This is a genomic window from Microbacterium sp. CCNWLW41 (assembly GCF_037083505.1).
Genome location: NZ_JBAOJP010000005.1, coordinates 413,211 through 431,457 on the forward strand (window position 1 = coordinate 413,211; position 18,247 = coordinate 431,457).

An 18,247-nucleotide genomic window follows, 5' to 3' on the forward strand; every position below is an offset into this window, starting at 1 on the left:
CGAAGCCCCGGTCGCCGCGTCCGACGCGGACCTCCGGCACCGAGCCGATGGTCAGTGGAGCAGCGTCTCGACGCGGGCGCGCACGGCGGCGGCCAGGTCGGCCGCGGGCAGCGCGGCGTCGAGCACCAGGAAGCGCGTCGGCTCGGCTGCCGCGAGGGCCAGGAACTCCTCGCGCACGCGGGCGTGGAAGTGCTCCTCCTCGGCCTCCAGGCGGTCGAAGGGCTTGTCGTCGGCGTCCAGGCGCGACCGCGCGGCGGACGGGTCGAGGTCGAGGAGGACCGTCACGTCGGGGAGGAGCCCTTCGGTGGCCCACAGCGACAGCCGGCGGACCTCATCGCGCCCGAGCACACGGCCGGCGCCCTGATACGCCACGGACGAGTCGAGGTAGCGGTCCTGGATGACGACCTCGCCGCGCGCCAGCGCCGGACGGACCAGCGTCTGGACGTGATGGGCGCGGTCCGCCGCGTACAGCAGGGCCTCCGCGCGGGCGGACACCTCGCCGCGATGGTGCAGCACGATGTCGCGGATGAGCACGCCCACCTCGGTGCCCCCCGGCTCGCGGGTGCGCACGACGGTGCGGCCCGCCTGGGTCAGCCACTCCTCCAGGAGCGCCGCCTGCGTGGTCTTGCCGACGCCGTCCCCGCCTTCGAAGGTGACGAACAGCCCCTTCTCCGGTCGGCGACCGGCGGTGGGCGCAGGCGGCGTGTCCGCGTGCTCCGCCGTCACTTCTTGGCCGCGGTCTTGCGCGTGGTCGTGCGTCGCGCGGGACGCTTCGCGGGGCCCTTCGCCCGCTTGTCGGCGAGAAGCTGCACCGCGCGCTCGAACGTGACCTCCATCGCGTCCTCGCCGCGCGGGATCGTCGCGTTCGTCTCGCCGTCGGTGACGTACGGCCCGAAGCGGCCGTCCTTCAGCTTGATCGGCTTGCCGCTGGTCGGGTCGTTCTCGAACTCCTTGAGAGCCGAACTCGCACCGCGGGCGCCGTACTTCGGCTGCGCGTAGACGGCGAGCGCCTCCTCGATCGTGATGTCGAAGATCTGCTGCTCGCTCTGCAGCGTCCGCGAGTCCGTGCCCTTCTTCAGGTAGGGGCCGTAGCGCCCGTTCTGCGCGGTGATCTCGGCGCCGCTCTCGGGGTCGACTCCCACGACGCGGGGCAGGTCGAGCAGCTGGAGGGCCGCGTCGAGGTCGATGGTGTCGACCGACATCGACTTGAACAGCGATGCCGTGCGGGGCTTCGGCGCCGCCTCCTTCTTCGCGCCGCGCTTCTTGGGCGCGGGCTCCGGCTCGACGGCGACCACCTCTCCGGTCTCCTCGTCGACCTCTTCGTTCGCGGGCGGATCGGTCTCCTGGACGTAGGGGCCGAAGCGCCCGTCCTTCACCACCACGAGCTTGCCGTTGGCCGGGTTCTCCCCCAGCACGCGGTCGCCGGCGACGGGGGCGTCGATGAGCTCCTGCGCCTTGGCGGGGGTCAGCTCGTCGGGTGCGAGGTCTTCGGGGATGTTGACACGGCGGGGCTCGGCATCCGGATTCTCCTTGTCGGGCACCTCCAGGTACGGGCCGTACTTGCCGAACCGCAGCGTGGCGACCTCGCCGATGGGCGTGGAGTTGAGCGCGCGGGCGTCGATCTCGCCGAGGTTGTCGACGATGTTGCGCAGACCCACGTGGTCGGTGGAGCCGAAGTAGAACTCCTTGAGCCAGTCCTCGCGCTTCTGCTCTCCGCGGGCGATCGCGTCGAGGTCGTCCTCGAGGGCCGCGGTGAAGTCGTAGTCGACGAGGTCGGCGAAGTGCTGCTCCAGCAGCCGGACGACGCTGAACGCCAGCCAGCTCGGGATGAGCGCCTGCCCGCGCTTGGTGACGTAGCCGCGGTTGAGGATCACGTCGATGATGCTCGCGAACGTCGAGGGCCGCCCGATGCCCTTCTCCTCGAGCGCCTTGACGAGGCTCGCCTCGGTGTAGCGCGGCTTGGGGCTGGTCGCGTGGCCCTTGGGCTCCACGTCGCGCAGCCGCAGCACGTCGCCCACCGACATCGCCGGAAGCGACTGGTCGTCGGACTTGTCGGCGTCGCCGCGCTTCTCGTCGCGGCCCTCCTCGTACGCCTCGAGGAAGCCCTTGAAGGTGTACACGGTTCCGGATGCCGTGAACTCCGCGCGCCGGGCGCCCGCGGCGACGTCGAGGGTCACCGTCGTCGTCTCGTACTTCGCGTCCGACATCTGGCTGGCCATCGTGCGCTTCCAGATGAGGTCGTACAGCCGCAGCTCGTCGCGGTCGAGCTGGCCGGACACCTCGGAGGGCGTGCGGAACGTCTCGCCCGACGGACGGATCGCCTCGTGCGCCTCCTGGGCGTTCTTGCTGTTGTTGCGGTACGTGCGGGGGTTGAGCGGCACGGACGCGGCACCGTACATCGCGACCGCCTGCTCACGCGCGGCCTGGATGGCCTGCGTCGACAGCGCGGTGGAGTCGGTGCGCATATAGGTGATGTACCCCTTCTCGTAGAGCCGCTGCGCGACGCCCATGGCGTGCTTGGCGCTCATCGAGAGCTTGCGGCCGGCCTCCTGCTGGAGCGTGGACGTCGTGAAGGGGGGCTTGGGGCTGCGGGTTCCCGGCTTGGACTCGAGGGCGGTGACGGATGCCTCGCCCGCCGCTTCGATCGCGGCGGCGAGCTCGCGCACCTGCGTCTCGTCGAGGACGACGACGGCCTTCTTCAGCTGGCCCTTGTCGTCGAAGTCGGTGCCGCGGGCGAGCACCGCTCCGTCCACGCGCGTCAGGCGGGTCGAGAAGGCCTCATCGATGCCCTGGGGGCGGTTGGGCGCGGCGAGCGCCTCGATGTCCCAGTACGACGCCGACACGAACGCCATGCGCTCGCGTTCGCGGTCGACGACCAGGCGCGTGGCCGCGGACTGGACGCGTCCGGCCGAGGTGCCCTGCTGCACCTTGAACCAGAGCACCGGGCTGACGTCCCAGCCGTAGAGACGGTCGAGGATGCGGCGGGTCTCCTGCGCGTCCACGAGCGCGAGGTCGAGTTCCCGGGTGTTGCCGACGGCGGCCTGGATCGCGTCCTTGGTGATCTCGTGGAACACCATCCGCTTGACCGGCACCTTGGGCTTGAGGGTCTGCAGGAGGTGCCACGCGATGGCCTCGCCTTCGCGATCCTCATCGGTGGCGAGCAGGAGCTCGTCCGCCCCCTTCAGCGCTCGCTTGAGCTCGGCGACGGTCTTCTTGCCGCGCTCGCTCTCGACGTAATAGGGGTCGAAGCCGTTGTCGATGTCGATCGAGTACTTCCCGTACGCCTGCTTCTTCTCAGCGGGGATGTCTCTCTTGTCCGCGAGATCGCGGATGTGGCCGACCGAGCTGAGCACCTCGTAGCCATCGCCGAGGTAGCCCTGGATCGACCTCATCTTCGTCGGTGACTCGACGATGACGAGCTTCTTGCCTTCTGCCAACGGGGGCGTCCTTTCTTCGACGCAAACCATACACGCCGCTTCTCGGTGCGAGCGCTGTGAGTCCGGATCACGGCGGCGGCCCGGCCCGGGCGATCGCGTGCGCGGTGACGGGTCCGATGCGCAGCGAGACCGCCACCGTGGCGACGAGTTCGTCCAGGTCGCAGGTCTCGACGACCGCGCCGAACGTGGCGACGACCTCTGCCGCCCGATCGCACGGCGCACCCGGCACGGCGCCGGAGGCCGAGTCCGCCGCGGCGAGCGCGCCCGCGTCCGCCGCGGCGGCGATCCGCTGGCCGGCCACCGCTGCCGCGCCGACCGTCGCCAGGCCGCCGGTGAGCACGACCGCGCCGGCGGCCACGGCGGCCGCCGCGAGCGCGCCGGGCATCAGCCGCCTCCGTGGGACGCTGGTCCCCGCGCCGCGGCGAGCGCGCCGGTCACAGCCCACCCGCCAGCGCGCATCCCTCGGCGCTCACGCGCAGTCCCAGCAGGGCGGGCGCGGATGCCGCCACGCACACCAGGTCGCCGCGCGGTGAGATGTCGACGGACGCACCCGCGACGACGGCCGCCACGGCGTCCCGCGCGCGCGAGGCCGGCTCGCCGCGCGCGCTCAGGCGCGCGGCATCCGCCACCGCATCCTGCAGCCGCACCTGCCTCGCGGCCGCCGCCAGCGTGCCGACGCCCACGAGGAGCACGACCAGCACAGCGGGGAGTGCGACCGCGAACTCGGCGACGACCGACCCGCGGTCGTCGCCGAACCGCGATCTCATCAGGCCACCGTGAGGGCTCGCCGCACGAGGTCCGTGAGGATGCCGCGCACTTCGTCGGAGCGCATGATGACGACGAGCAGGCCGGCGAACGCCACCGCTGCCATCGTCGCGATGGCGTACTCGGCCGTGGCCGCGCCGGTGTCGTCCGCCTCCCGAGGCAGGAACAGTCGCTCGGCTCGACGCCGCGTGAGGCGCGGCACGGTGGGCGTGGTGCGGAAGAGGGACATGGGGTCTCCGTTCGTTGTCGGTTGTGCGGGCACGGTCGGGGTGTCGAGGCCGTCCGGGCTGGGGCGGCAGCGGCCTCACAGCGTCAGCGACATCGTCGACATGACGCTCAGGAGCATCGGCGCGACGCCGAGAAGGAGGAACGCCGGCAGGATGCACACGCCCAGCGGGATCAGCAGCCTCGACGACAGCCGCGCGGCCCGAAGGCGCCCGTCGACGCGTGCCCGATGGCGGGCGTGGGCGGCCGAGGCCCGCAGCAGCTCGACGGCGGGCACGCCCGCCGACCGCGCGAGCGCCAGCACGCGGGCCACGTCCGCCGTCATTCCCGCAGCGGCGCGGTCGCCGGGGCCCTCGGACCCGGCCGCTTCGACGCGGCTCTCGGACACGGCCGCGCCGACGGGGCGTGACCGGCCGACGGCCCGCGCATCCCGCACGACGGCGTGGGCGCGATCGATCGACACCCCGCCGCTCAGGGCGATGGCCACGAGCTCGGCGTCGAGTCCCGGAATGCCGCCTTCGGCGCGAGCGCGTGCGATCAGGCGGCCTGTCCACCGTCGCGCGAGCCCGAGGAGGAGGCCGCCTGCGACGAGGCTCGCGATGCCTAGCGGGTTCGTGATGAGCGCTCCGAGCATGTCGAACCCGAGCAGAGCGCCGAGTCCGAGGGCCACGAGCGGCAGCCAGCCCATGAGCCGTGCCGTCCCGGCGGGTTCGGCGAGCGCGACGCGGACGTCGTCGGCCGCCTCGTGCGCGTCGCGCAGCGCGACGGCGATGCCCCGCAGCGAGTCCGCCAGCGGCGCGCCGACGACCGAGGCGACCTTGTAGGCCGCTGCGATCTCGCGCCACACCGGCGTGCCGATCCCGGCGATGGCCTCCGGCAGCGGCGAACCGTCGCGGTGCGCCGCCACGACGTGGGAGGCTGCGGCGTCGCCCGCCTGAGCGAGGTGCGCCCACGCGCGGGCGGGAGCCAGACCCGCCTGCAGCAGCACCGCCAGCTGGAGCACCGACTCGGCTGCCGCGTCCGCCTCCGCGCCGGGTGGTCCATCGCCGCGGCGGCGCCTCCCGCCCGCTGCCGCTGCCCGCTCGCGGCGGTGCGGCAGGGCGAGGCGGGGTGCCGCCGTCACTCCGCGTCCCATGGCCGCTCCTCGATGGCCAGCCGCCCCGACCGATCCACGATCGGGCGCCCGGTGCCGGCGACGCGGCGCACGCCGTCGGGTCCGCGCTCGACGTGGATGATGAGCCCGATCGCACTGGCGGTCTGCCTCGCCAGTGCGAGGTCGTCGAGCCCGGCCAGGGCGCCCAGCGCCTCCAGTCGCGCCGGGACGTCATGCAGGCTGTTGGCGTGCACGGTGCCGGCGCCGCCGTCGTGACCGGTGTTCAGCGCCGACAGCAGCTCGCGCACCTCCTCGCCGCGGCACTCCCCCACGACCAGGCGGTCGGGCCGCATGCGCAGCGCCTCGCGCACGAGTCTCGCGAGGCCGATGGCGCCGCTTCCCTCGATGTTGGGCTGCCGGGCCTCGAGCCGGACGTGGTGGGGGTGCGCGATGCGCAGCTCGGCGACGTCCTCGATCGTGACGATGCGCTCGTGGTCGGGCGTCTCGCCCAGAAGCGCCGCGAGGAGCGTCGTCTTCCCGGCGCCGGCCGCGCCGGTGACCAGCAGGTTGGTCCTGGCGGCGATCGCGCCCGCGAGGTGCCGCCGCACCTCGTCGCCGAACATCCCGGTGCGTTCCAGGGCATCGAGCGTCGGCAGGCCGACCCGCGGCACCCGTATCGAGATCATCGTCCCGTCAGGGGCGACGGGCGCCAGCACGGCATGCACGCGGATGCCGCCGTCCAGGCGGACGTCGACACACGGTGCAGCGTCGTCGAGGTGACGGCCACCGGCGCCGATGAGGTCGACGGCGAGATCGCGCACCTCTTCTTCTGTGGCGTGCCAGCCGGGCACCGCGACGACGCCGGCGCCGCGGTCGACGAAGAGGCCCGCGCTGCCGTTGACGAAGACGTCGGTGACTTCGGGATCGGCGAGGTGGGTCGCGAACGGCAGGAGGGCCGGCTCCCACGCCTCCCTCGGCGGCATGCTCGCCGGACGCCCGCGCTCCAGCGGTGTCGTCACGGGCCCCGGGCGCTCGGCGGCGTCGCGAGAGTCTCGCCGCCGGGGCACCCACGCCCCGCCCGACGAGCCGGGGGCAGCTTCGGCGTCCTGCGCGGTCTCGCCGACGCGGAACGAGGCCACGGCGGGCACCCGCCCGGCGGGGGCGGCCGGCGCGGAGCGGGTCGCGGCATCCGTCATCCGCCCCGATGGCTCCCGCGAGGCGGAGCGGGGGCGGACGACGAAAGGAGCCGGCATGCCGTCGACGGTAGGGAACGCGGCGGCGCGCGCACCCGGCGATCACCGCATCGGTGGACGGCGATGCTGCGTGGACGGATGTGGAGGAGACTCCGGCCCGGCGGGGGGAGGCGCCTTCCGACCAGAAAATGAAGGCGGCATCCCATGGGGGGAATGGGATGCCGCCGTGCGCGGGCCCGAATTCGGGGGGTGACGTCGGGCGCCGCAATGCCAGAATCGAATGTTCGGCCACCGGTCAGCATAGGCGAGGCGAGGGGGGCCACCAAACGAAAAGGAGAGGATTCTCACCGATATATCGGTGGGAGTCCGATATCCGCAGCCACCTACTATCGGGGGTAGCCGCCCCCGAGCGGCCTGGGTACATTTCCTGGCAGACTCACCGGCACCCCGCCGGCCTCCCTCAAGCCCGCAAAGGAGCGCGCTCCCATGAGCGAACAGATTCCGGTCACGCACCCCGCCAGCAGCCAGATCGACCACCTGCTGAACGAGGATCGGCGCTTCGCCCCCAGCGCGGAGTTCGCCGGCAACGCCGTCGCGACGGCCGCCCTCTACGAGCGGGCGAAAGCCGACCGGCTGGGCTTCTGGGCCGAGCAGGCCCGCGACCTGCACTGGCACAAGCCGTTCACCCAGGTGCTCGACTGGTCGAACCCCCCGTTCGCCAAGTGGTTCGACGACGGCGAGCTGAACGTGGCCTACAACTGCCTCGACCGTCACGTCGAGGCGGGCAACGGCGACCGTGTCGCGCTGCTGTGGGAGGGCGAGCCCGGCGACGCGCGCCGGGTGACCTACGCCGAGCTGACCGACGAGGTCAAGCGGCTCGCCAACGTGCTGGAGGGCCTCGGCGTCGGCGCCGGCGACCGTGTCGCCATCTACATGCCCATGATCCCCGAGGCGATCGCCTCGATGCTCGCGGTCGCGCGCATCGGCGCCATCCACTCCGTCGTCTTCGGCGGGTTCTCCGCCGACAGCCTGCGCGCCCGCATCGACGACGCCGGCGCGAAGCTCGTCATCACCGCCGACGGAGGCTACCGCAAGGGCAAGGTCTCGCCGCTGAAGCCCGCCGTCGACCTCGCGCTCGGCGACCGCGGCGCGGGCGCGCAGGAGACGGTCGAGCACGTGCTCGTGGTCAAGCGCGGCCAGAACGAGGTGGACTGGACCGAGGGCCGCGACCTGTGGTGGCACGACGTCGTGCCGCAGGCATCGGGCGACCACGAGGCCCAGGCGTTCCCGTCCGAGAATCCGCTGTTCATCCTCTACACCTCGGGGACGACAGGAAAGCCGAAGGGCATCCTCCACACCTCGGGCGGGTACCTGACGCAGTCCGCGTTCACCAACAAGGTCGTGCACGACATCCACCCCGAGTCCGACGTCTTCTGGTGCACCGCCGACATCGGCTGGGTCACCGGGCACAGCTACGTCGCGTACGGCCCGCTGGCCAACGGCGCGACGCAGGTGCTGTACGAGGGCACGCCCGACACGCCGCACCCGGGGCGCTGGTGGGAGATCGTGCAGAAGTACGGCGTCACCGTCCTCTACACGGCGCCGACCGCGATCCGCTCCTTCATGAAGCTGGGCCGCGCCATCCCCAAGCAGTACGACCTGTCGTCGCTGCGCCTGCTCGGATCCGTGGGCGAGCCCATCAACCCCGAGGCGTGGATGTGGTACCGCAAGATCATCGGCGGCAAGACGGCGCCGATCGTCGACACGTGGTGGCAGACCGAGACGGGCTCGATCATGATCTCCGCCCTCCCCGGCGTGACCGAGACGAAGCCGGGCTCCGCCCAGGTGCCGCTGCCCGGCATCTCGATCGACGTGGTCGACGAGGACGGCTCGCACGTCGGCAACGGCAACGGCGGGCTGCTGGTCGTCACCGAGCCGTGGCCGTCGATGCTGCGCGGCATCTGGGGCGACCCCGAGCGCTTCGTCGAGACGTACTGGGAGAAGTTCCGCACGCAGGGCTACTACTTCGCCGGCGACGGCGCCCGGCTCGACGACGACGGCGACGTGTGGCTGCTGGGTCGCGTCGACGACGTCATGAACGTGTCGGGCCACCGCCTGTCGACGACCGAGATCGAATCGGCACTCGTCGGCAACGAAGCCGTGGCCGAGGCGGCCGTCGTGGGCGCCTCGGACGAAACGACCGGGCAGGCCGTCGTCGCCTTCGTGATCATCAAGCAGTCGTACCTCGCGGAGCACGCGCCGGACGGCCTCGCCCAGAACCTGCGCGTCTGGGTCGGCGAGCAGATCGGCCCGATCGCCCGGCCGCGAGACGTCTACATCGTCGGAGAGCTGCCCAAGACACGCTCCGGCAAGATCATGCGGCGCCTCCTCCGCGACGTCGCGGAGGGCCGCGAGGTCGGCGACACCACGACGCTCGCCGACACGATGGTCATGTCGGTCATCTCGGCGCAGGTCCGGTAGGGGAACGAGAAGAGCGGATGCCGCAGCCCTGGGCTGCGGCATCCGCTCCGTCGTCTCAGGCGTACGAGAAGACGACCTCGACCTCGACGGGGGCGTCCAGCGGCAGCACCGGAACGCCGACCGCGGAGCGGGCGTGCTTGCCTGCCTCGCCGAAGATGTCGCCGAGCACCTCGCTGGCGCCGTTGATGACGCCGGGCTGGCCGGTGAACTCGGGGACGGATGCCACGAACCCGGTGACCTTCACCACGCCGGTGAGCCGGTCGACGCCGCCGACCGCCGCGGCGGCCGCGGCGATCGCGTTCAGGGCGCTCTGCCGTGCATAGTCCTTGGCGTCGACCGCCGGCACGAGGCCGTGGCCTTCACCGACCTTCCCGGTCGCCGGCAGCGCGCCCGAGATCATCGGCAGCTGGCCGGCGGTGTAGACGAGGTCGCCGTATGCCTTCGCCGGCACGTAGGCCGCGACGGGCGGCACGACGTCGGGAAGGTCGATGCCCAGCTCGGCGAGGCGGTCGCTCACGCTCATGCTCACGACCCCTCGAACTGCCGGGCGGCCTGGGCCGCGGCATCCAGTCCGGCATTCTGCTGGCCGCCGCCCGAGGGCCGCTTGAAGTAAGCGACGAGGCCCCCCTCGGGGCCGGGCACGACCTGGACGAGCTCCCAGCCCTGCTTGCCCCAGTTGTTGAGGATCGCGGCGGTGTTGTGGATCAGAAGGGGCGTGGTGAGGTATTCCCACGTCGTCATCGCGACTCCTCGGTCAGGGAAAGTGACGGCTGGTGAAGGCTGGGAAACATCTTCGCGGGCGCACGTCCGTCAGGGAATCGCCCAGGTATGTCCCCTACGATCAAGCCTATGCCTGATACCAAACGCACGGCCACCGGTGTGCTCGGCGGACTCGCCGGCCTCGTCGGTCTCAGTGCCGCAGCCGGTGTCCTCATCGCCGCCACGGTCACCCCCGCGGTCGCCATCACGAGCACCGCGGCCGAGCGCGCGATCACGATGTTCGACAATCTCCCGAGCGTCCTCGAGCTCGACAAGCTCATGCTCCCGAGCAACTTCTACTACACCGACCCCAACACGGGCGAGCCGGTGCTGATGACGCAGTTCCTCGAGCAGGACCGCACCCCCGTCGCGTTCGATCAGATCTCCCCGGTGATGTACGACGCGCTCCTCTCCAGTGAGGACCCCCGCTACTACCAGCACGGCGGCATCGACCTCATCGGCACGACGCGCGCCCTGCTCTCCAACGCGCAGGGCGGCGGCGAGACCCAGGGCGGGTCGTCGATCAGCCAGCAGTACGTCAAGAACGTGCTCATCCAGAAGTGCGAGCAGAACGCCGAGACGGAGTACGAGACCGACGAGGCCGGCGAGATCATCGTCGACGAGAACGGCGCGCCGAAGGTCAAGACGAGCCGTGACGACGCGCTGCGCAACTGCTGGGTCGAGGCCACGACCGCCGAAGGCACCGAGGGGTACACCCGCAAGCTGCAGGAGATGCGCTACGCCATCGCGCTGGAGCAGAAGTACTCGAAGAACGACATCCTGCTCGGCTACATGAACATCGCCAATTTCGGCGGCATCACGTACGGCATCGAGGCCGCCGCCCGCTACTACTTCAGCACGAACGCCGCGAGCCTGACGGTCGCACAGGCGGCGACCCTCGCCGGCATGGTGCAGAACCCCAACAACTACCGCATCGACCGCCCCGGCGGCTCCATCTTCGGCTCGGACGGCGCGACCTTCAACAAGGCGCCCGACGGCGTCATCGACGAGGGCGCGAACCTCTCCGCGCTCGACGGTCTGGTCGCCTCGGGCGACATCACCGAGGAGCAGAAGCTGGCGGCCGCTGACGGCTACACCTCCACCAAGGTGCGCCAGCTGTACGTGCTCGACCGCATGCTCGAGGACGGCAAGATCACCCGCGAGCAGTTCATCGAGGCTGCGGTGTGGCCGATCACCCCGACCATCAACCCGCCGAAGACCGGCTGCGCCGCCGCCGGCCGCGCCGCCTACTTCTGCCAGTACGTCAAGTACGTGATCCTCAACGACCCCGCCTTCGGCGAGACGACCGAGGACCGGCAGGAGACTCTGCAGCGCGGTGGGCTGAACGTCTACACGACGCTCGACCCGCGCATCCAGACGCCGGCCGAGGATGCCATCGCGACGTACGCTCCGACCTCCATCGAGATGCCGATCTCGCCCGACATCGGGGTCCCGGGCCGGTTCGGCTCGACCACGGTGAGCGTGGAGGCCACGACCGGGCGCATCCTCGCCATGGCGCAGAACACGTCCTTCAGCGAGGACGCGGCCGTCTCGGCCGACCCGAACTTCTCGTCGCTGGTCTTCGCCGGCGACAAGCAGTTCGGCAACTCGACCGGGTTCAACGCCGGATCGACGTTCAAGCTGTTCACTCTCCTCGACTGGCTCGAGAAGGGCAAGTCTGTCAACGAGCGCCTCAACGGCACGCTGCACGTCTTCAAGAAGATGACGAACTCGTGCGACGGCGACTGGTACAACGAGGGCAACACGCTGGTGAACAACTTCGGCAAGAACCGGGGGTACTACGGGACCCCGATGCGGTTCACCGCGGATTCGCTCAACACCGGCTACTTCGCCATGGCCGAGAAGCTCGACCTCTGCGACATCGAGAAGGTCGCCACCAAGATGGGCGTCACCCAGGCGAACGGCACGGAGGTGCAGATGACCAACCTGTCGTCTGTCATCGGCACGGCCGCGGTCTCGCCGCTGGCGATGGCCGAGGCGTACGCCACGGTCGCCAACAACGGCGTCTACTGCCAGCCCCAGGTGATCGACCGCGTGACGGACTCGGACGGCAACGAGCTGCCCAAGCCCGAGCGCGCGTGCAGCCAGGTGCTCGATCCCCGGGTCGCCGCGACCGCCGCGTACGCGCTGCAGGGCGTCATGAACGGCGGTACGGGTGCGCAGGGCAACCCGCGCGACGGCGTGCCGCTCATCGGCAAGACCGGTACCCACGAGTCCATCCAGTCGTGGCTCATCACCTCCAGCACCAAGGTCGCGACCGCCACGTGGGCGGGCAACATCGAGGGCGGCGGCGACATCTTCAAGACCTGGTACAACGACCGGCGGCTGTCCGACATCCGCTACTCGATCGCCCGCTGGGTGCAGGGCGCCGCCAACGCCGCGTACGGCGGTGACCGGTTCGCGAGCCCCGATGCCGAGCTCACGAAGCAGGTGCTGACGGACCTGCCCGACGTGGTCGGCAGGTCGATCGACGAGGCGACCGCGATCCTGGAGAACGCCGGCTTCGGTGTGGTCGTCGGCGATCCGGTGGATTCCGACCAGCCCGAAGGCGTCGTGGCCGGGCAGAACCCCGGTGCCGGCCGAGTTGCGGCAGGCACGGTGGTCACGATCAGCCCGAGCAACGGGCAGGGCATCGCGGTGCCCGATGTGTCGGGTCGCACGCTGGAGGACGCCAAGCGCGCGCTGCGCAGCGCCGGATTCGGCAACGTCAGCGACGGCACCTGCACGCAGGACGCCTCCCTGGGCAATCAGTCGCGCACCGGCGGGACCAACCCCGCCGCGGGCACCGTCGTCAACCGCAATGCCGGCATCACGGTCGATTACAGCGCGGCCGACTGCGGCGGCGGCGGCGGAGGCCGCGGCAACAACGGCAACGGCGACGACTAGTGCCGTCGTCTCCGGCTCGCACCGCCCTCACCGTGCTCGGCACGGTGGGGGCGGTCGCGGCGGGTGCCGCGGTGTGGGGCATCGGCATCGAACGCCACCTGTTCACCGTGCGGTTCCACGAGCTCGCCGTGCTTCCGGCCGGCGCCCGCCCGATCCGGGTGCTCCACGTCTCGGACGCGCACATGGCTCCGTGGCAGCGACGCAAGCAGCGGTGGATGGCTGCGCTCGCCGAGCTGCAGCCGGACCTCGTCGTCAACACCGGCGACAACATGGGCCACCCCGACGGGCTGCGGGGGCTGCGCACCGCGTTCGACCCCCTGCGCGGCATCCCGGGCGTCTTCGTCCACGGATCCAACGACCACGCGGCGCCCTCTCCACGCAACCCGCTCCGGTACTTCACCGGGCCCTCGAAGGTCACCCACACGGCCGAGCCGCTCGACACCGACGCGCTGGACGGCTACCTCGCCGACGAGCTGGGCTGGCTGAATCTCAACAACGCCGGCGGGACGCTGGATGCCGGAGACCTGCGCATCGCCGCGTTCGGCGTCAGCGACGCCCACCGCGGGTGGGACGATCTCGAGGTGCTCCCCGGCCTGGTCTCGCAGCTGCGCGCGGACGACTCCGCGGATCTCACCATCGGCGTGACGCATGCACCCTATCGGCGCGTGCTCGACGACTTCGTCGACCTCGAAGCGGACGCGATCTTCGCAGGGCACACCCACGGCGGACAGGTCCGGGTGCCGGGCTTCGGGGCGCTCGTGGCCAACTGCGACATCCCGCTCCGGCAGGCCCGCGGCCTGAGCGAGTGGACCCATGCCGGACGGACGGCGCCGCTGAACGTCAGCGCCGGCCTCGGACACTCGATCTACGCCCCCGTGCGCTTCGCGTGCCGCCCGGAGGCGTCCCTGCTGACCCTCCTCCCCCGCCACTGACGGCGGCCGGCCGGCGCTCGACGGCGCTCGCCGTCTCGCGGCACGCGCCTCCTCCCCAGGCCGCACCTGACGCCCCGCTGTCCACCGGTGCTGCCGTCCGTGATCCCGCGCAGCCGCGCGGGCGCCAGGCTCGGGACGTGCTGACGAGAACCGCCCCACGCCGCCCACCGCTTTACGATCCGCGTCCGCCCCGGCCGCCTTTGATCGTGAGGCTGCTGCGTGCGCGTCGTCGCGGCCTTCCGCCCGCCGTCTCGGCGCTCGCCCTGACCATCGCGATCGTGGTCCATCTGCTGGTGGCCCTGCTGGCTCCCCAGCCTGCGCACGCCGCATCGCAGGGCAGCGGCTTCGGCAGCTGGGCGCCGATCTCGCGTTACGGCTGGCACGGCTCGATGCTCGTCGACGGTGTGCACACGTACTGCATCACGCCCGGCGCTCCGGCCCCGACCGGGTCCACCACGGACCTCGGGCTCAGCACGACAGCCGCCGGACTCACGCCCCAGCAGCTCGCCGGCATCAACTTCCTCGTCACCACGTACGGTCAGACCGACGACCCCGTCACCGCGGCCGCCGTCGGCTGGGCGGTCAAGGCGATCGCCGACTGGGACGAGACGCTCCACGCCTTCGGCTATCCCGGCGATTCGCTGGCCGGTGCGATCCATTGGACGCTCTCGGCGCTCGCTCCGCAGCACAGCGCGGCGGTGCAGGCGCTCGCCGTGGCCTACTACGACGAGGCCCGCGCCGTGGCCGCGCCGACGACCGCGACCGGGACGATGGTCTTCACCACCGATCCGGGCGATGCCCTGGCCGGCAGCGTGCGCGTCGACGCGACGGTCACGTCTGCCACCGGCTCGCTGTCGCTCGTGAACGCGGTGTTCGCAGACACCGGCGCCGCGACCCGCGACGGGGCCGTCCCCGGCGTCGACTACGCGATCGCGGCCGCCCCTCCCGCGGAGGGTCGCCCCTTCAGTGTCAGCGGCACGGGCCGGTTCACCGCGGGGCTCGTCGCCGCCGTGCGGCATTTCACGACGCCGGGCGGGCAGGACACCGCGGGGCCGGCAGGCGACGTGTCTTTCGAGGTGAGCGGTGCGGATGCCGCGCCGCGCGCTCTCCCCTTCGCGCCCACCATCACGACCCAGGTGGTCAGCCGCTACGTACCGGGCGGGCGGTTCGTAGACGACGTGACGTTCCACGCCGAGGAGGGAACATGGCCCCGCGGCGAGGACGGCTCGTACCTGCCCGTGACCGCCGAGGCCGCGGTGTACCGCACCGACACGGAGCCGGTGACGGGGGACGCCCCGCCGGATGCCGAGCCGGTGGCCACGCTCGCGCTGACCAGCGACCCCGCGACAGGACCCACCGCGGCGTACCGGGTGACCTCGGACGAAGAGATGACGGAGGCAGGCTTCTACACCGCTGTCTGGAGCATCTCCGGCGCGCAGCAGACGGAGGAGGTCGCCGAGCGCACCGGCGTGGGCTACCGCTGGAGCGAGGAGTTCGGCGAGCGCAGCCAGGTCACCATGGTCCCGGCGATCACGACCACCGCGCTGCCGCTCGCTGCGCCGGGCGATCGCCTCAGCGACACCGTGCACGTCGCGCATCCTCTACCGGCCGACGGGCTGCGCATCACATCCGCGGTCTATCGCGCGGTCGAGGGCACTCCGGCCGCGGAGACGTGCACCGAGGAGAACCTGGTCTGGCGCAGCGACGAGATCCTGGTGACGGCGACGGGCGACCACACGGTGACCTCGCCGCCCGTGGATGAGGCCGGAACGTACTACTGGCAGGAGCAGGCGCTCGATGCGGCGGGGCAGATCGTCCACCTCGGGGTGTGCGGCGTCGAGAACGAGACGACGCGCGTCGTCGCGCCATCGCCGACGGCGACGCGGACGGCGACGCCCGCGGCGAACGCCCCGCAGCTTCCGGCGACGGGTGCCGACCCCGACACGCTCCGCGTGCCGACCGCGATCGCGGTGATGCTCCTGTCGGCGGGCGCCGCCGTCGTGGCATCCCGCCGCCCCCGCCGCCCCTGGTTCGGAGCACGGCTCGATATCGGTTAGACTCGGAGGGTTGCAAAACGGGGTGTGGCGCAGCTTGGTAGCGCGCTTCGTTCGGGACGAAGAGGCCGCAGGTTCAAATCCTGTCACCCCGACCACTGAGAGGCTCCGCCGGAAGGCGGGGCCTCTCGCGCGAAAGGACGGACTCGTGACAGACAGCGCCTCGCCCCGCCTCGTCGCCTTCGATCTGGACGACACCCTCGCACCGAGCAAGAGCCGCATCGACCCGCGCATCGGCGACCTGCTCGTGGCGCTCGCCGAGCGCGTCGACGTCGCGATCATCTCCGGTGGTCAGCTCGCGCAGTTCACCAGCCAGGTGGTCGACAGGCTGCCCGACGCGACCGCCGACGCGCGGGGCCGCATGCACCTGCTGCCGACGTGCGGTACCCAGTACTACCGGCTGTCCGACGACGGCGTCGTGACCGTCTACAAGCGCTCGCTGACGGACGACCAGAAGGCCCGCGCCCTCGCCGCCGTGGAGAGCGAGGCCCGCCGCCTGGGCCTCTGGGAGTCCGACACCTGGGGCGACATCCTCGAGGACCGCGGTTCGCAGATCACCTTCTCCGCCCTCGGCCAGCAGGCTCCCGTCGCCGAGAAGATGGCATGGGACCCGACCGGTGAGAAGAAGAACGCGCTGCGCGCGGCCGTCGCGGCGCTCCTCCCCGACCTCGAGGTGCGCTCCGGCGGCTCCACCTCGGTCGACATCACCGAGCGGGGCATCGACAAGGCCTACGGCATGCGCCGACTGTCGGAGCAGACCGGCATCGCGCTCGACGACATGCTCTTCGTCGGCGACCGCCTCGATCCCGACGGCAACGACTACCCGGTGCTGGCGATGGGGGTCCGGTGCCATGCCGTGGACGGCTGGGAGGACACGGCCGACTACCTCGAAGAGCTCATCCCCACGCTTCCGGTGCGCGTCTGAGGCGCAGCACACGACGACAAGGGGTGCCCGCCGTTTCCGGCGGGCACCCCTTCGTCTCGGGACGTCAGGCCTTGGGGCGCGACGCCGATGCCTTCGCGGGACGGGATGCCGCGGCATCCGCCTTGCCGTTGGCCGTGCTCTTCGGAGCGCGTGCGGACGCGCCCGACGCGACGCGCACGCGAGGCGCCCCGCCGCCCACGGCCTCGGCCGGGGCGCCGGCGAGGGGCATGAGGCGCGTGAGCTGGGTCACGTGCCGCGGCTCGAGCTCCGCCAGCGTCGACACGCCCAGCAGCTTCATGGTGCGCTCGATCTCGCTGCGCAGGATCGCGATGGTCCGGTCCACGCCTTCGCGTCCGCCGGCCATCAGCCCGTAGAGGTACGCGCGGCCGATGAGGGTGAACTTGGCGCCGAGCGCGACCGACGCGACGATGTCGGCGCCGTTCATGATGCCGGTGTCGATCATGACCGTGGCGTCCTTGCCCACTTCGCGCACCACTTCGGGCAGCAGGCGGAAGGGGATCGGCGCGCGGTCGAGCTGGCGGCCGCCGTGGTTGGACAGGATGATGCCGTCCACCCCGGCGTCGATGAGGCGCTTGGAGTCGTCCACGTTCTGGACACCCTTGACCACGATCTTGCCGGGCCAGATGTCGCGGATGACAGCGAGATCGTCGTAGCTGATCGTCGGGTCCATCGCCGAGTTGAGCAGCTCGCCGACAGTCCCTCCGGTGGTCGACAGCGACGCGAACTCGAGCTTCGGCGTGGTGAGGAAGTCGTACCACCACCACGGCCGCGGGATCGCGTTGATGATCGTGCCCAGCGTGAGCTGGGGCGGGATCGAGAAGCCGTTGCGCTTGTCGCGCAGGCGGGCGCCGGCGACGGGCGTGTCGACCGTGAACTGCAGCGTGTCGAAGCCCGCCGCGGCCGCGCGGCGCGCGAGCCCGTACGAGATCTCCCGATCGCGCATGACGTAGAGCTGGAACCAGTTGCGTCCGTTCGGGTTCGCCTTCTTGACGTCCTCGATCGAGGTCGTGCCGAGCGTCGAGAGCGTGAACGGGATGCCGGCGGCTCCGGCCGCACTCGCCCCCGCGGTCTCGCCCTCCGTCTGCATGAGGCGCGTGAAGCCCGTCGGCGCGATGCCGAAGGGAAGGGCGGACGGGCCGCCGAGGATCTCCGTCGACATGTCGACGTTCTCGGCGGGGCGGAGGATGTCGGGGTGGAACTCGACGTCCTGGAACGCCTGCCGCGCGCGGGTGAGGGAGAGCTCGCCCTCCGCCGCACCGTCGGTGTAGTCGAATGCGGCCTTGGGCGTGCGACGCTTGGCGATCGTGCGCAGGTCGTCGATCGTGAGCGCGGCGTCCAGCCGGCGCTTCTTGGCGTTGAGCTCGGGCTTCTTGAACTGCATGAGCTCGAGCAGCTCGGCGGGGCGCGGAAGCTGACGGGTGACCATGGGGGTCCCTTTCGGTTTCTCTGTGGGGC

The 18,247-nt window shown here is 71.5% G+C and carries 15 protein-coding genes and 1 tRNA gene; 6 read left to right on the plus strand and 10 right to left on the minus strand.

All coding sequences use genetic code 11. The features are described from left to right. Positions 1-51 precede the first annotated feature (51 nt). The 7 genes from tmk to V6R91_RS20365 all read right to left on the minus strand — a co-directional run bounded on the left by tmk (position 52) and on the right by V6R91_RS20365 (position 6,773). Positions 52-726 (minus strand): dTMP kinase, encoded by a 675-nt coding sequence (tmk, locus tag V6R91_RS20335; RefSeq protein ID WP_336396732.1) that lies wholly within the window; start codon positions 724-726, stop codon positions 52-54. Beyond that, positions 723-3,437, minus strand: a complete 2,715-nt coding sequence (topA, locus tag V6R91_RS20340; protein WP_336396733.1) for a type I DNA topoisomerase — start codon at positions 3,435-3,437, stop codon at positions 723-725. The genes tmk and topA overlap by 4 nt, the downstream gene beginning before the upstream one ends. Before the next feature lie 67 nt (positions 3,438-3,504). Further along, positions 3,505-3,822, minus strand: coding sequence for a helicase (locus V6R91_RS20345; RefSeq protein WP_336396734.1), 318 nt, complete (start codon positions 3,820-3,822; stop codon positions 3,505-3,507). Positions 3,823-3,871: 49 nt separating this feature from the next. Beyond that, positions 3,872-4,204 (minus strand): TadE family type IV pilus minor pilin, encoded by a 333-nt coding sequence (locus V6R91_RS20350; RefSeq protein ID WP_336396735.1) that lies wholly within the window; start codon positions 4,202-4,204, stop codon positions 3,872-3,874. Further along, positions 4,204-4,431: a DUF4244 domain-containing protein gene (locus V6R91_RS20355; RefSeq protein ID WP_336396736.1), complete on the minus strand. Its 228-nt coding sequence runs from the start codon at positions 4,429-4,431 to the stop codon at positions 4,204-4,206. The genes V6R91_RS20350 and V6R91_RS20355 overlap by 1 nt, the downstream gene beginning before the upstream one ends. Before the next feature lie 75 nt (positions 4,432-4,506). Beyond that, the gene (locus V6R91_RS20360) at positions 4,507-5,562 is read right to left on the minus strand and encodes a type II secretion system F family protein (RefSeq protein WP_336396737.1); all 1,056 of its coding nucleotides are present in this window, start codon (positions 5,560-5,562) and stop codon (positions 4,507-4,509) included. Further along, positions 5,547-6,773, minus strand: a complete 1,227-nt coding sequence (locus V6R91_RS20365; RefSeq protein ID WP_336396738.1) for a TadA family conjugal transfer-associated ATPase — start codon at positions 6,771-6,773, stop codon at positions 5,547-5,549. Before V6R91_RS20365 ends, V6R91_RS20360 begins: the two co-directional genes overlap by 16 nt. A 426-nt stretch (positions 6,774-7,199) precedes the next feature. Between V6R91_RS20365 and acs the strand changes: the two genes are divergently transcribed. Then, on the plus strand, positions 7,200-9,194 hold the full coding sequence (gene acs, locus V6R91_RS20370; protein ID WP_336396739.1) for an acetate--CoA ligase: 1,995 nt from the start codon (positions 7,200-7,202) through the stop codon (positions 9,192-9,194). 55 nt (positions 9,195-9,249) lie between these two features. Here the strand turns inward: acs and V6R91_RS20375 are convergent, their stop codons facing one another. Together V6R91_RS20375 and V6R91_RS20380 are read right to left on the minus strand one after the other, a co-directional pair. Next, positions 9,250-9,717 (minus strand): RidA family protein, encoded by a 468-nt coding sequence (locus V6R91_RS20375; RefSeq protein WP_336396740.1) that lies wholly within the window; start codon positions 9,715-9,717, stop codon positions 9,250-9,252. A gap of 2 nt (positions 9,718-9,719) precedes the next feature. Continuing rightward, positions 9,720-9,935, minus strand: coding sequence for a hypothetical protein (locus tag V6R91_RS20380; RefSeq protein ID WP_336396741.1), 216 nt, complete (start codon positions 9,933-9,935; stop codon positions 9,720-9,722). Between the two features lie 108 nt (positions 9,936-10,043). Between V6R91_RS20380 and V6R91_RS20385 the strand changes: the two genes are divergently transcribed. From V6R91_RS20385 to V6R91_RS20405, 5 genes are all read left to right on the plus strand, one after another. Then, positions 10,044-12,860, plus strand: coding sequence for a transglycosylase domain-containing protein (locus tag V6R91_RS20385; RefSeq protein ID WP_336396742.1), 2,817 nt, complete (start codon positions 10,044-10,046; stop codon positions 12,858-12,860). Continuing rightward, positions 12,860-13,792 carry a metallophosphoesterase gene (locus V6R91_RS20390; RefSeq protein WP_336396743.1) on the plus strand — a complete coding sequence of 311 codons (933 nt, stop codon included), beginning with the start codon at positions 12,860-12,862 and terminating at the stop codon, positions 13,790-13,792. The genes V6R91_RS20385 and V6R91_RS20390 overlap by 1 nt, the downstream gene beginning before the upstream one ends. Before the next feature lie 206 nt (positions 13,793-13,998). Beyond that, positions 13,999-15,849 carry a hypothetical protein gene (locus V6R91_RS20395; protein ID WP_336396744.1) on the plus strand — a complete coding sequence of 617 codons (1,851 nt, stop codon included), beginning with the start codon at positions 13,999-14,001 and terminating at the stop codon, positions 15,847-15,849. An 18-nt stretch (positions 15,850-15,867) separates the two neighbouring features. Then, positions 15,868-15,944: transfer RNA gene (locus V6R91_RS20400), tRNA-Pro, on the plus strand. A 50-nt stretch (positions 15,945-15,994) separates the two neighbouring features. Next, positions 15,995-16,771, plus strand: a complete 777-nt coding sequence (locus V6R91_RS20405; protein ID WP_336396745.1) for an HAD-IIB family hydrolase — start codon at positions 15,995-15,997, stop codon at positions 16,769-16,771. A gap of 64 nt (positions 16,772-16,835) precedes the next feature. On the opposite strand, the gene V6R91_RS20410 is transcribed toward V6R91_RS20405, so the two are convergent. Next, positions 16,836-18,218: an alpha-hydroxy acid oxidase gene (locus V6R91_RS20410; protein WP_336396746.1), complete on the minus strand. Its 1,383-nt coding sequence runs from the start codon at positions 18,216-18,218 to the stop codon at positions 16,836-16,838. Between the last annotated feature and the right edge of the window lie 29 nt (positions 18,219-18,247).